The 14,333-nt window shown below is 53.2% G+C and carries 13 protein-coding genes; 4 read left to right on the top strand and 9 right to left on the bottom strand.

Going from position 1 to position 14,333, the window contains the following annotated elements; genetic code table 11:
* The first annotated feature begins 207 nt into the window (after positions 1-207).
* Positions 208-1,701, top strand: coding sequence for an alginate export family protein (locus HRU78_10390; protein QOJ24004.1), 1,494 nt, complete (start codon positions 208-210; stop codon positions 1,699-1,701).
* Between the two features lie 164 nt (positions 1,702-1,865).
* Here HRU78_10390 and HRU78_10385 read toward each other — a convergent pair whose 3' ends face one another.
* Both HRU78_10385 and HRU78_10380 read right to left on the bottom strand, forming a co-directional pair.
* Entirely contained in the window at positions 1,866-2,300 is a 435-nt protein-coding gene (locus HRU78_10385) for a protease inhibitor I42 family protein (GenBank protein ID QOJ24003.1), read from the bottom strand.
* 26 nt (positions 2,301-2,326) lie between these two features.
* The gene (locus HRU78_10380) at positions 2,327-3,139 is read right to left on the bottom strand and encodes a C1 family peptidase (GenBank protein ID QOJ24002.1); all 813 of its coding nucleotides are present in this window, start codon (positions 3,137-3,139) and stop codon (positions 2,327-2,329) included.
* A gap of 206 nt (positions 3,140-3,345) precedes the next feature.
* Between HRU78_10380 and HRU78_10375 the strand changes: the two genes are divergently transcribed.
* On the top strand, positions 3,346-3,618 hold the full coding sequence (locus HRU78_10375) for a TMEM165/GDT1 family protein (protein QOJ24001.1): 273 nt from the start codon (positions 3,346-3,348) through the stop codon (positions 3,616-3,618).
* A 45-nt stretch (positions 3,619-3,663) separates the two neighbouring features.
* On the opposite strand, the gene HRU78_10370 is transcribed toward HRU78_10375, so the two are convergent.
* The 4 genes from HRU78_10370 to HRU78_10355 all read right to left on the bottom strand — a co-directional run bounded on the left by HRU78_10370 (position 3,664) and on the right by HRU78_10355 (position 6,450).
* Positions 3,664-5,004, bottom strand: coding sequence for a GHKL domain-containing protein (locus HRU78_10370; GenBank protein QOJ24000.1), 1,341 nt, complete (start codon positions 5,002-5,004; stop codon positions 3,664-3,666).
* Entirely contained in the window at positions 5,001-5,687 is a 687-nt protein-coding gene (locus HRU78_10365) for a response regulator transcription factor (GenBank protein ID QOJ23999.1), read from the bottom strand. The genes HRU78_10370 and HRU78_10365 overlap by 4 nt, the downstream gene beginning before the upstream one ends.
* A gap of 70 nt (positions 5,688-5,757) precedes the next feature.
* A complete protein-coding gene (locus HRU78_10360; GenBank protein ID QOJ23998.1) occupies positions 5,758-6,048 on the bottom strand; it encodes a PepSY domain-containing protein in 291 nt (96 codons plus the stop codon).
* A gap of 84 nt (positions 6,049-6,132) precedes the next feature.
* Positions 6,133-6,450: a hypothetical protein gene (locus tag HRU78_10355; protein ID QOJ23997.1), complete on the bottom strand. Its 318-nt coding sequence runs from the start codon at positions 6,448-6,450 to the stop codon at positions 6,133-6,135.
* A 327-nt stretch (positions 6,451-6,777) separates the two neighbouring features.
* On the opposite strand from HRU78_10355, the gene mdoG reads away from it, so the two are divergent.
* Positions 6,778-8,313, top strand: coding sequence for a glucans biosynthesis protein MdoG (mdoG, locus tag HRU78_10350; protein QOJ25015.1), 1,536 nt, complete (start codon positions 6,778-6,780; stop codon positions 8,311-8,313).
* Entirely contained in the window at positions 8,306-10,834 is a 2,529-nt protein-coding gene (gene mdoH / locus HRU78_10345; protein ID QOJ25014.1) for a glucans biosynthesis glucosyltransferase MdoH, read from the top strand. The genes mdoG and mdoH overlap by 8 nt, the downstream gene beginning before the upstream one ends.
* A gap of 134 nt (positions 10,835-10,968) precedes the next feature.
* Here the strand turns inward: mdoH and HRU78_10340 are convergent, their stop codons facing one another.
* The 3 genes from HRU78_10340 to obgE are packed head-to-tail and all read right to left on the bottom strand — an operon-like array spanning position 10,969 to position 14,262.
* Entirely contained in the window at positions 10,969-12,075 is a 1,107-nt protein-coding gene (locus tag HRU78_10340) for a DUF1624 domain-containing protein (GenBank protein QOJ23996.1), read from the bottom strand.
* A gap of 19 nt (positions 12,076-12,094) precedes the next feature.
* Positions 12,095-13,213, bottom strand: a complete 1,119-nt coding sequence (locus tag HRU78_10335; protein ID QOJ25013.1) for a glutamate 5-kinase — start codon at positions 13,211-13,213, stop codon at positions 12,095-12,097.
* Complete coding sequence (obgE, locus tag HRU78_10330; GenBank protein ID QOJ23995.1) at positions 13,198-14,262, bottom strand: GTPase ObgE; 1,065 nt, start codon at positions 14,260-14,262, stop codon at positions 13,198-13,200. Before obgE ends, HRU78_10335 begins: the two co-directional genes overlap by 16 nt.
* Positions 14,263-14,333: the final 71 nt, after the last annotated feature.

Here is a 14,333-nt window from a genome sequence, read left to right as displayed (position 1 = left end):
AACCACAAATTGCGCTATTGATCCGGTTTTGCACTTTGTAGTGTCTTTTCCTCCATTTTGAATATTCAACTCCCTAAACAAATAAGGGTTTACGCTTAGGTGCTTACACGGATTTTTTCACTTGTTATCCCCAAGTAATATTTGAAAGAGTTGAATCGGTTGTGTCAGATTTTTACTTGAGAATTACTAAAAGAGAGGGGTATCAAAATGACGTGGAGAAATATTCAATTTACTTGTTGGACAGTCTTTTTCATTATTGGATGTTTTTTATGGAGTCCGCACTTATTTGCGGCGGAAGTGGAAAAAACGGAGACAGATAAGGCAAAAAAGCCATCCGTTGTCGTTCAGAATAAAACCGCGCCGGCCAATGGAACCAATGGCGCACCATTCAGTGCGCTGGGCACGCCGGGAAGTACGCGCTTCGACTTCGATAGCTTGACCAGATTAATGGAAGAGCATAAAACGCCACTAGCTGCAATGGCGCCGGATTGGCTTAACGTGGCGATCGAGCACCGCACGCGTTACGACGTATACGATCACGGCTTTACCAGAAATATTCCGGGATTCAACGATCAGGTCAATCAACGCACTCGCTTTTTGTTTGAAGTCAAGAATATTATCGATCCTCTGAAGTTCACCCTTGAATTGACTGACTTCCGTGTTCCGATGGCCAGTTACGGACAAGATCATAACCCGACGATGGCCAATCATTTCGACTTTACCCAACTGCATCTCGGTCTGCACGACAAAAACTTTCTTGGCACAGGCTATGCGGCAAAATTTGAAGTCGGACGTTTTGTGATGGACCTTGGCGAAGCTCGTCTGGTAGGGGGACATCGCTGGGGGCCCTTCACACCCGCGTTCGACGGCTTGCACTTCATGATGGGCAATACGGATCAAAAATGGAGTCTGCGCGTGTTTGGCGCCCGGCCGGTTCAGCGGGATCCGACATCGCTAGACTGGAACACCCCGGAAACTTACTTTTCCGGCGCTTACGCGACCAACCGCGATTTACGCTGGGCTAACTTCGATGGCTATTTCTTGCAGTTGAACGAAGGCAATAATCTCAGACGGCGCAACTTGTCGACCACGGGTTTCAGGCTGTTTGCCAAGCCGACGAAAGGCAGCATGGATTATGAAATTGAATCCATGTATCAGTTCGGTGATACCCAGGGCGAAAGTATTTTCGCTCATCGCCACCACGGTGAGGTCGGATATAGTTTCAATACGCCGATGCCGTTGCGGGCTATTTACTTATTCGACTTCGCATCGGGAGACCGCGATCCGAACAAGAATTTCGATATTTTGTACGCAAAACGCCGCGTCGAGTATGGTCCGACCGGTATGTTCGGGCCGTTCTTCCCATCCAATCTGTTGTCACCTGTCGGATTCCGTGCAACGCTCGTACCCACGCCTACCGTGCGCCTGATGATGTCGCATCGCGCCTATTGGTTGGCCGATAAACGCGGCGCGTTTGTCGGCAGCGGCCTGCAAGACCCGACTGGCGGCGCCGGTGGTTTTTTGGGCAATATGCTGGACCTCAGCGTAGGCTGGGATCCGCAGTGGAGTTACTTGAAACGGGTGAGCTTCGACATTGGCTATAGCCATCTATTCAAGGGTGACTACTTCGATAAGGTTCCATTTAGCCCGGGCATGAAGGACACCAATTACGGCTACACCATGGTGACGTTCAAGTTCTAGCCTGTTTAGGTATGAAGTTGAGCGTACGGCTCGAAGATGAAGCAGGAATAACCGGTCATTCGGGTGTACAGTGTGTAAAAATGCGATCATTCCTTCGGCTGATCGTTCTGAGTGGCCGAAGGAATGAAGCGGGATTTGCCTGAACCGTTGTTTGATGCGCCAAATTACGACTGCACATTGCAACGGAGCAGGAAGCGCTGTGTGATTGATGAATCCCCCTCCCAGTGCCGCCAGTGCTTCAGCACGATTTCTCCGGAGCCGGTTTTTTTGCCCTGAAAAACGAACTCGATTTCTCCCCCGGAACCCACGGCATCCGATGTATAGTGAGGTTCTGTCGCGATCGTTTCGATGAATTCCTCATCGAAACGATCAATCGCCCAACGATAGCCGGTGGTCGCATTCTCCGGCAAGTTGATTCGAATCCGCTCACCGAGGCGGACATCGATCGTCCGCTCATTATCTTTTTCAGCTACCAGTAACATGGGTGGGAAAGTCTTTTCCAGAATTGATTCACAAGCCGCACCTGTGGCGTACACGAGGCATACCGCCACCAGTGCGGTTACGAGCATCCACTCCAAGGATGATGGTGTTTCCGTCATGGGGTGCTCGATGATTCAAGCGCCGGTTAAACAGTGACGCCGTAACTTTCATTATAAAAACCGGCATTGATGTACGCTTCGCTGGCATAGGCGAAGCCTTGATCTCCCCATGTTTTGCCCCAGCTGTTGCGGATGATGAAGCGTTTGTCCGTCGTGTAACCGACGATGCACACAGCGTGACCGCCGCGAATAGTGCCGGGTTGAAAGCCATCAAGCTTGCCGTGGGTTGCCGTGGCATTATCCCATGTTGCATCGACATTCAATCCGGCCATGATCGGGCCGTGAGTGGCCAGCCAATTGCGCCAACTGTTCAAGTCTTTGCCTAGATTGAAGTAAGCTGCAATGCGGCGAGTTGCCGCAGTGGCGTACAGGGTGTTTTCGTCACCGAGATACATCGCGGTCGTAATGTGAAAAGGCAGCATGGCTTCAGGGACTGCGCCGTATTTACGCAGGATATCCATGGCTGCTTTCAGCGTAGTACCGGCTTCTTCGATAAAGGTTTCCGGGCGGCTTGCGAGCTCATCGGTTTCCTTCGACGCCATCCACGTGCAACGCGGCGACAAAAAGCCAGGCTGGACGATTTTACCGGCTTTGACCATGTGGTAACGGGTTACACCATCGGTGGAAGCCCAGCCGACACAGGAACCGGTGCTTTCCTGGTTGCCGATATTCCACCAGGCTGCACGCAAATCCACACTGGCGGGTAAAGCCGCAGGTGCGGCGGCGACAGCACCGGCCGCGATAGCATGTTTGATGCCCCAGTCACGCTCGGTATCGCGCGAGGGTATCAGATTACAAATCCGATTTGCTTCAGGCCTTGTGCTTGGTGTTGAATTCATGGTGATTCTCCTTGGGTAAAATGCGAGAGTACCGGTGGAAGCTTCGTATTCTCTGCGTTGTTATTGAACTAAAGGGTGCTGCCGAACATGCGTTGCTATACTAGCACGCTGGCGGGCAATTCCATTGTGACCTTTACCACAGCATTGCTATTATGAAATTCAACCGGTAAAAGATCTAACTCAAATTTAACTTTCGGATTATAAAGATGGATTACAAAATTTTACTGACGGTTTTCGCCACGGTGTTTATCGCGGAGCTGGGTGACAAAACGCAATTGGCCACGATGTTGTTTGCCGCCGATAAAGAAGCCGGCAAGTGGACGGTATTTATCGGTGCATCGCTGGCGTTGGTCGCGACCTCGGCGATCGGGGTGCTGGCGGGTAGTTTTGTTTCCGATTACATCAGCGAGAAGCAGTTGCACTACATCGCAGGGGTAGGGTTTATTCTGATTGGTGCATGGACGCTGATCAAAGCCTAAGCCGGGGTGGGTAATGTTCCTGATGCGACGAGTTCAGCACGAGCATTATTTGCTTTTCTTTAAACGCAAAGTCACGCTAAGACCGCTGCTTGGGTTGTTCTCAATCGATAGCTCGCCACCGTATACCTGCATGATATCGCGCACAATCGCCAGGCCGATACCGTGACCGGGTGTGGATTGGTCGGCGCGTACGCCACGCTCCAGGATTCTGGCGATTTCGTGCGGCTGGATGCCCGGGCCGTCGTCTTTGACTTGGATCACCACTTGAGTTTCCACATAACCAGCGGATAAATGGATGCTATGGCGGCACCATTTAAAGGCGTTGTCGACCAGGTTGCCGAGCAATTCCATCAAGTCGCCTTCGTCGATGCGCAAACCGATGGTGTCATCGATTTCCACGATTATATCCGGATGCTTGTTGCGGTAGGCTTTGGTGACAGTGTTGACGATGCGGTCAGCCATCGGGCGTAACAGAATCAATCCCATTCCCGGTGAACTGCCGGCAGTCGCGGCGCGGCGTAATTGGTACTGGATGGTGTTATCCATGCGCTCGATTTGTTCCTGAATGGTTTTGCGCCGGATGGTTTCATCGTCTTCGCTATGAATCGCGCCTTGCAGCACGGCGAGCGGTGTTTTGAGGCTGTGCGCCAAATCGGCGAGACCGTTGCGGTAGCGTTTTTGTTGCTTGTGTTCGTGCGTGATCAAGGAATTGATGCTGTCGGTCAGTAGTTTAAGCTCACTGGGGTACGTATCTTTGAGGCTCTCCTGCTGACCGGATTCGATCGCGGCAAGCTCCACGGAAACCTTGCGCAGCGGTAGCAAGCCCCAGCGCAATACCAGCATCTGCGTCGCCAGCAAGAAAGCAGCCATCACACCCAACCAACCCCACAAATCTTCCCGGTAGTGCTCGATTTGCGCTTCGAACAGCACGGTATCGGTGATGACATGGAAAGTCAGTGGGTAATCGCCGGACGGTGTCTCCCAGGCAACGCCATAACGGTAGATAAAATGCGGTTCATCGTTGAGCATGATTTGCTCGAATTCTTTTTTTCCTTTATCCAGCAGCGCAATCGCCGGAATCGGTTTGTTCAGCGATGACGTGGAGCGCCACATGATCGTGTTGGTAGGGCCAATGATGAAGGCATAGGTATCCGAATTGACGTGACCGAGTTCTGCATCGAGTAAGTTAGTCGGTACATCCAGTTCACCGGAATCCTCCACCTCGGCGTCACCCATCAGCATCAGCAATTTTGCAAATAACCGATCCTTAACACCCACGCGTGCGCTATCGTAGAAGGCGCGATCCAGCGTCAAGGCAATGCCTACGATAAAAATCAGCAATACCAGCGTCGCGCTGAATAAAACGCGCTGATTGAGCGACATCATGACGATTTGTTGCAATCCAGGGTGAAGCGGTAGCCGCGTCCGCGCATGGTTTCAATCGGGTTTAATGTGCCATCGGGGTCGAGTTTGCGGCGTAATCGGCCGACCATAACTTCGAGCACATTGCTGTCGCGATCTTCGTCGTGCGGATAGAGATAGTCGGCGAGCGTATGTTTGGACAGTACTTCGCCATGGTGGCGTACTAGCTCTTCCAGCAAACGGTATTCAAACGAGGTTAATTCAATATTTGCGCCGTTGACCGTGACCGATTGCGCTGTGACATCCACTGTGACCGGACCGCATTTCAATAGGGTTTGCGGGATGCCGGTGGCGCGCCGCAGCAGCGCCTTGACCCGCGCTTGCAGTTCTTCCATCTGGAACGGTTTGGTCAGATAATCGTCCGCACCCATCTCCAATCCTTGCACTTTATCCTGCCAGCTGCTGCGTGCGGTCAGGATCAGAATCGGCAGCAGGCTGCCGCGTTCCCGCAGCGTCTTGATAATTTCCAGGCCGGATTTACCGGGCAAACCGATATCGATGATGGCGGCATCGAGCGGGTATTCCGTGGCGAGAAACAAGCCTTCGTCACCGTTACTGCAGGTGTCGACCATATATCCGGCAGCTTCCAGTTGCTGGCGGATTTGGTTTTGCAAGCGGAATTCGTCTTCAATAACCAGGATACGCATTCAGGTCTCCTGTACTACACAATGACAACGAAAAAACGTGTTGGATTGAATCATGGAATTCATTTCGAGATTAATGAGTTGATACGACGCTACCGTCCAGCGCATTGATCAGAATTGTGTGTACAGTGCCTTGATCGCTGAGTATTTTGACGCGATACAGATGGTCGGTCTGATTGATCGCCAGCACGCGGCCTTTGAAATGCTGCTGCGCAATCGTAATTGCGCGTTGCTCAGAAATACCGGCAGCCGGATCGCTTGCGCTACCGCGCTCACTGGGTGTATTTTGCCGGCCGGCCGTTGCGTTCGTCAGTACGGTACCCATGATCAACGCTATCAGTAATGCTTGCCGCCATTTGTTCATAACCCAGCATCCTTGCACGCCGAAAATAAAGATTAAGCGGGGCGGGATATGCTTTTTATCGCTATCCGGCACCCGCTTTTCGCATCAGAAGCGTAACATAAAGTCCACATTTCCGGTATTGATGCCCATCATCATTTGAGGCGGAACGGCATAAACCGGAGCTGGAGGGTAGTAGCTGTAATTATAGCTATACTGCGGCTGCGGATAGTACGGTTGATAGTAGCCGCGCGGTTGGCTGTAGACATACCCGTTGAAATGGCTATGGTGTTTATGGTGATGATGACCATGATGATGCCGGTGATGATGACCTCTATCCGCGTGCGCCAAAGAAGGTGCTGCCAGGTTGACGGACAGCAATGCAATCGCGGCGAGACTGGTCAGTTTTTTTGTTGTGGTGCTCATGATATTTCTCCTTTGTATTGTTTGTTCCAGGTGAATTCCTGATGGCGTCAATCTACGCCGCTTTGTCTGAACAAAAACTGAATGGAGAAAATGGATTATTTATCAAGCTGTATATTTCGATTTGCTGTCTGCATTGCGTCTACATAAACAATAAACATTTTTTGCACCCACTTATAACCTACTGTTTCTGCAGTGTGAATGCCAAAAATGAAGTTATGGATTTTCTGATTAAAAATTAACAACAGTTCGGATTGCCTGAGTTTCCATTAAAATGGAGCGGACTGATATAAGCACACAAGGGATGAACTGATGAAACATAAACCACAAATGATGAGAATGCGTTGGTTGGGCTCGGTAGTGATGTTAGCCCTGTATGCCTCGTCGGCTTGGGCCTTTACCATCGATGATGTTGCAAAACAAGCTCGATCGTTAGCCGGCAAAAGCTACGAAACGCCGAAAAGCAATTTGCCCTCTATTTTCCGCGACATGAAGTATGCGGATTATCAGCAGATTCAGTTTAATCATGGTAAAGCTTACTGGAGTAATCTGAAGACTCCATTCAAGCTTGAGTTTTATCATCAGGGTATGTACTTCGATATGCCAATCGAAATTAATGAAGTAACCGCCACGTCGGTACATAAAATCAAATACAGTTCCGATTATTTCAATTTTGGCGATGTCCAGTATGATAAAGACATAGTGAAAGATCTTGGCTTTGCCGGCTTCAAAGTACTGTATCCGATCAATAGTAAAGGTAAAAACGACGAAATTCTCAGTATGCTTGGTGCCAGTTATTTCCGCGTGGTTGGTGCCGGCCAGGTTTATGGTCTTTCCGCGCGTGGCTTAGCTATCGATACTGCTCTGCCTTCCGGCGAAGAGTTTCCCCGGTTTCGAGAATTTTGGATCGAGCGGCCTAAACCGGCTGACAAACGACTGACAATCTATGCGCTACTCGACTCTCCCCGTGCTACGGGTGCTTACCGCTTTGTCATGATTCTGGATCGCAATATTGTCATCGACGTGCAATCGAAAATCTATCTGCGCGACAAGGTTGGCAAGCTCGGCGTTGCGCCGCTGACGAGCATGTTCCTGTTCGGCTCTAATCAGCCTTCTCCGATGACGAACTTCCGTCCTGAGTTACATGACTCTAATGGCCTATCCATTCACGCCGGTAATGGAGAGTGGATCTGGCGTCCGCTGAACAATCCGAAACGTTTGGCCATCAGTAGTTTCTCCACGGAAAATCCGCGGGGCTTTGGTCTGCTGCAACGTGGCCGCCGGTTCTTGCGTTTTGAAGATCTGGATGACCGTTACGATCTGCGTCCGAGCGCGTGGATAACGCCGAAAGGAAAGTGGGGCAAAGGTAGAGTCGAGCTGGTGGAAATTCCGACCAATGATGAAACCAACGACAACATCGTCGCCTTTTGGACGCCGGATCAACTGCCGGAAGCTGATAAAGAGATGAACTTCAAGTACACCATCACCTTCAGCCGCGACGAAGACAAACTGCATGCGCCGGATAACGCGTACGTCATGCAGACGCTGCGCTCAACGGGTGATGTAAAACAGTCTAATCTCATTCGCCGACCTGATGGCACGATCGCCTTCGTCGTCGATTTTACTGGCGCAGAGATGAAGAAGCTGCCGCAGGATACTCCTGTTGTAGCGCAGACCAGCATTGACGACAACGGTGAGATCGTCGAGAGCAGCGTGCGTTACAACCCGGTCATTAAAGGTTGGCGTCTGATGCTGCGGATAAAAGTACAAGATGTGAAGAAAATCACTGAGATGCGTGCTGCGCTAGTCAACGGTGACCAGACGCTGAGTGAAACTTGGAGCTATCAGCTACCTGCCGATGAATAAGGTGACTGAGTATATTGACGCGCTGCCGCTGACTGACGCTGAGAAAGCGGTGCTGCCGGCAATGAATATCCGCGCCCTTCATGAGGCGCTGGATCCTGAGCATCATCACTATGCGCGTGAAGATGATTCGCCGCTGGGGTCTGTGAAAGTGCGGCTTGAGCGGAGCTGGCCTGATTCTCTGGTTGGCGGGCAACTGATCAAAGACAACGAAGATCGTACGCAACTGAAAGCGATGCCCAAAGTGACACGTTCACCGATGTCACCGGATCCGTGGCGCACTAATCCGATTGGTCGATTCTGGGATCATCTGCGTGGACACGATGTCGCACCGCGCTATGTGTCGCGACTGACGAAGGAAGAGCAAGCTCATGAACAGAAATGGCGCACTGCCGGTACTATCCGCCGCTACATTTTGCTGCTGCTGACGTTGTCGCAAACCGTGGTTGCGACTTGGTATATGAAAACTGTCCTTCCTTACCAGGGCTGGGCGCTGATCAATCTGGTCGATATGATTGATCAGGATGCGTGGATATCGTTTATGCAATTGCTGCCTTATATACTGCAAAGCGGCATTTTGATCCTTTTCGCTATTCTCTTCTGTTGGATATCCGCCGGTTTCTGGACGGCACTGATGGGCTTTCTGCAGCTACTGATCGGTAAAGACAAGTACAGTATTTCCGCATCGATGGCAGGGGATGTGCCACTCAATCCCGAGCATCGTACGGCGTTGATTATGCCTATCTGCAACGAAGACGTGGATCGCGTATTCGCCGGATTGCGTGCGACCTGGGAATCAGTGAAGGCGACAGATCAACAACAGCACTTCGATGTCTATATTCTGAGTGACAGTTACAATCCTGATATCTGCGTTGCGGAACAGAAAGCGTGGATGGAACTGATTGCAGAGGTTCAGGGTGAAGGTCAAATCTTCTATCGCCGCCGCCGCCGCCGCGTGAAACGTAAGAGCGGTAACATTGACGATTTCTGCCGCCGCTGGGGCAATCAGTACAGCTACATGGTGGTGCTGGATGCGGACTCGGTGATGTCAGGAGAGTGCCTGACCAATCTGGTGCGCTTGATGGAGGCTAACCCGAATGCCGGCATCATTCAGTCGTCGCCGAAAGCCTCAGGCATGAATACCTTCTACGCGCGTTGCCAGCAGTTTGCGACACGCGTTTACGGACCGCTGTTTACTGCCGGCCTGCACTTCTGGCAATTAGGAGAATCACACTACTGGGGCCACAACGCCATCATCCGTGTGAAACCGTTTATTGAGCACTGTGCGCTGGCGCCTCTGCCGGGTGAAGGCTCTTTCGCGGGCTCCATTCTCTCTCACGACTTCGTGGAAGCGGCATTAATGCGCCGTGCGGGATGGGGGGTGTGGATCGCTTACGATCTGCCGGGTTCTTATGAAGAACTGCCGCCGAACCTACTGGACGAGCTTAAGCGCGACCGCCGCTGGTGTCACGGCAACCTGATGAACTTCCGCCTATTTCTGGTGAAGGGCTTGCATCCGGTACACCGCGCGGTGTTCCTGACCGGCGTCATGTCTTATCTTTCCGCGCCGCTATGGTTTATGTTCCTTGCGCTTTCCACCGCGCTGCAGGTGGTGCATGCGCTTACAGAACCGCAATACTTCCTGCAGCCGCGCCAGCTGTTTCCGGTGTGGCCACAGTGGAAGCCGGAACTGGCGATCGCGCTGTTAGCCTCGACCATGGTGCTACTGTTCCTGCCCAAGTTGCTGAGTATTCTGCTTATCTGGTGCAAGGGAACGAAAGAGTACGGTGGGTTCATTCGCGTCACGATTTCTCTGCTACTGGAGGTACTCTTTTCGGTGCTGCTGGCACCGGTACGTATGCTATTTCACACCGTATTTGTGGTCAGCGCATTTCTTGGCTGGGAGGTAGTGTGGAATTCGCCACAACGTGACGATGATTCCACCTCGTGGAGTGAAGCCCTTATGCGCCATGGTTCTCAACTGCTGCTGGGGTTGGTGTGGGCCGTAGGGATGGCGTGGCTTGATCTGCGCTTCTTATTCTGGTTGGCGCCTATTGTCTTCTCGCTGATTCTGTCGCCGTTCGTGTCGGTCATCTCCAGCCGTTCGTCCGTTGGCCTGCGCGCCAAACGCTGGAAGTTGCTCCTGATTCCGGAAGAGTATTCGCCGCCTCCGGTACTGGTGGATACAGACAATTATCTGATGATGAATCGCAGCCGCACGCTGGACGATGGCTTTATGCACGCCGTGTTTCATCCATCGTTCAGCGCACTGGCGACGGCGATGGCCACCGCGCGCCACCGCGAGAGCAAGGTGCTTGAGATTGCCCGCGATCGTCACGTTGAGCAGGCGCTGAATGAAGCCCCTGATAAGCTCAATCGCGATCGCCGTCTGGTACTGTTGAGCGATCCGGTCATCATGTCGCGTCTGCATTATCGCGTATGGGCGATGCCGGAGAAATACGCTTCGTGGGTGAATTATTATCAGCAACTGACGCTAAATCCATTAGCACTGAAAGCGAAATAAGCCGAGCATTAAGGGAAGTACCGGCTATGCAGCAATTAGCCGTTGAAATTTTCTGGTGTAAATAGCGGAGATGAGATGAACACCTGTAAGAAGTATCTAGGAATTTCCTGATAAACCGATCGGTCAGTGGCATTCTACAGAAAGCGCAAAAGACTATGGGGATATCGCCATTTCAATGTGCGATAGGCGCGACAGATGGGGTACAGAATGATCAGTGCCAGCAGCGTGATCGCGTAAGTTTGTTCCAGGCTGCCGCGTTCGAACAGCGGTTTCAGTGCCGTCAGCACGGCGAAGTGCGCGAGGTAGAAAAACAGCGCGGTTTGGCCGAACAGCAGTACCGGGTTGTTGGGGTTGATGGTTTTATTGCGCGATTCCAGCTGCATCAGTAACGACAGCATGATCGCCATCAAGCCCAGTTCCAGCAGCGTGTATGCCAGACTGGGCGGGTACTTGCTGACGTGCAGCCAGTCGATCAGGGTATCGCCTTGCAAGTGCATGAACAGGTTGCCGTAACCGTCGTGGCCACGGATGATGACGAACAGCGTCAACGCAAACCACCCGGCGGTCATCAGCACGCGCTGCGGCTGCCAGGAAGCGGATGGATGGACGATGAGCCGTTCGCCGAACGCCCAGCCGAGCATCATCATGCCGAGCCACGGCAAGGCAGGGTAGAGCACGGTGTAGGTGTCGCCGAAATCCGGTGCGAACGTGAGCGCGAGCCAGAGCGGCACGTCGCCACCCGGTTGCCACAGTAGCGCCAGTAACCACTCACCACCGGCGATAATCAAAATCGCCAGCGAGAAAACCGCACCTGCGCCGAGACGTTGCAGATAGACCATCAGCATCATGCTGATGCCGATGGCGTACAGCACTTGCAGCACCGGTTTGCCGCCGATCAGCGAGAACAGGCCGATGTCCAGCAAGGCAATAAACGCGCCGCGCATTAATAATTCGTACTCGATGACGCCAGCACTCATACCTTGCTGGCGGCGCTGGAAGTTGCTGATGGCGATCGAGGTGCCGGCGAGAAATAGAAAAGTCGGCGCGCAGATGTGCGTAATCCAGCGCGTGAAGAATTGATCGGCGGCGAAGCGGGTGCCGGGCTCGAACAGCAATACCGAGTCGGCGAAAATGCGCTGCTCGTTGAAAAACCACGACGCGTGATCGAGCGCCATCAGGATCATGACAATGCCGCGTAGCCAGTCGATGGCGGCGATGCGTTGGGTTGACTCGGCTGGCATAATGGCGGGGGTGTGGCGGTTACAGCAGAACCAGATTGTTCCTGTGAATCAATTCCGGTTCGTCGACGTAACCCAGAATCGCTTCTATTTCGCTGCTGGGTTGTTTCAGGATTTTTTGCGTTTCCACGGCGCTGTAGTTGATCAGGCCGCGGGCGATTTCGCGTCCGCCCGGATCAAGACAGGACACCGTTTCGCCGCGCTCGAATTCGCCATTGACCGCGACCACGCCGATCGGCAGCAGGCTTTTGCCGTCGCCAGTCAATGCTTTAACCGCGCCGTGGTCGAGCGTGACGTAACCGCGCACTTGCAAATAATCGGCGAGCCATTGCTTGCGTGCCGCCAGAACCGGCAGTTTAGCCACAAAACGGGTACCGATGGCTTCATCCTGACTGAGGCGTACCAGCACGTTGTCTTCGTGTCCGGAGGCGACGATCGTGTCGGCGCCGCTGCGTGCCGCGCGTTTGGCAGCGATCACTTTGGTTTGCATGCCGCCGCGGCTGATGCTGCTGCCGACGCCGCCGGCCATTTTTTCCAGCGCCGGATCGCCGGCATGGACTTCGCTCAATAATTTCGCGCTGGGATCCTTGCGTGGATCGCTGGTATACAAACCGGCCTGATCGGTCAGAATCACCAGTGCATCGGCTTCGACCAGGTTGGTGACCAGCGCTGCTAGCGTGTCGTTATCGCCAAAGCGGATTTCGTCGGTGGCGACGGTATCGTTTTCGTTGATGATCGGGATGATGTTCAGTTTGAGCAGTGTGGTCAATGTCGAGCGTGCGTTCAGATAGCGCTTGCGGTTCGACAGATCTTCGTGCGTCAGCAGCACTTGCGCGGTTTGCAGACCGTATTGCGAAAAGCTCGAAGCGTAAGCTTGCGCCAATCCCATCTGACCGACGGCGGCGGCTGCCTGCAATTCATACAGCGCGGTCGGGCGGCTTTCCCAGTTGAGGCGCTGCATGCCTTCGGCGATCGCGCCCGACGAAACCAGGATGATATCCTTGCCCATCTGCTTGAGCGTGGCGATTTGCGCCGCCCAGCCGGCCAATGCGGTGTGATCGAGCCCTTTGCCTTGATTGGTGACCAGGCTGCTGCCTACTTTGATGATGATGCGGCGTGCTTGCTTTAACATGGATTCGATAGTTCGTTTTCCGGGGTCGGGTTTTCGGGCTGCGGCGGTAAATGCTGCTCCAGATAATCCATGATGGCGTAAGTCAGGAGTTGACAGCCTTCGCCGGTCAATGCCGAGATGATGAAGTATTTGTCTTGCCAGCCTAATTTCTTGACGAACGTACGGCATATCTCGTCGCGTTTGTCCTGTGGCATCATGTCGGTTTTGTTCATGACCAGCCAGCGCGGTTTTTGATACAGCGCTTCGTCGTATTTTCGCAATTCTGCTTCCAAGGCATGCGCCTCGTGCACCAGATCGGTTTCTTCGTTCGGCGGCATCATGTCGATGACATGCAGCAGCAGCCGGGTACGCGCCAAGTGTTTTAAAAAACGGTGACCCAATCCCACGCCTTCGGCCGCGCCTTCGATCAACCCCGGAATATCAGCCATGACGAAACTGCGGTTCTGGTCGACGCGCACCATGCCGAGGTTAGGGTGCAGGGTGGTGAACGGGTAATCGGCCACTTTGGGACGTGCGGCGGATACCGCGCGGATCAGCGTGGATTTTCCGGCGTTCGGCATACCGAGTAAACCGACGTCGGCAAGCACTTTGAGTTCCAGCTTCAGTTCGAATTCCTGGCCGGGCTCGCCGAAGGTAAATTGACGCGGCGCGCGATTGGTGCTGGACTTGAAGTGCAGATTGCCGAGTCCGCCGGTGCCGCCTTTGGCCAGCAGCACTTTTTGCTGATCGTGCACCAGATCGGCGACGACTGCATCCGTGTTGATGTCTTTGATCAGCGTGCCAACCGGCATGCGCAGGATAATATCTTCGGCGCTTTTGCCGTAGCGGTCCGAGCCTTGACCGTTCTGGCCGTTCCTGGCGCGGTGGATGCGGGCGAAGCGGTAGTCGATCAGGGTGTTGATGTTGCGGTCGGCTATGGCGAATACGCTGCCGCCCCGGCCGCCGTCGCCGCCATCAGGTCCACCCCGCGGAATGTATTTTTCCCGCCGGAAGCTGGCGACGCCGTTACCGCCTTTGCCGGCTGATACCTGGATAACCGCTTCGTCGATAAACTTCATAGCTAGCTGATTATTAATGTGTTGCTGTTTTTACCACAGCCTGCAAACAAAAAAGCCCCATCGTTTTAGAC

Source organism: Gammaproteobacteria bacterium (genome assembly GCA_015709635.1).
Classification (GTDB): Bacteria; Pseudomonadota; Gammaproteobacteria; order Burkholderiales; family Nitrosomonadaceae; genus Nitrosomonas.
The sequence above is the reverse complement of the archived record's forward strand: the minus strand, read 5'-3'. Positions and strand labels throughout refer to the sequence as shown.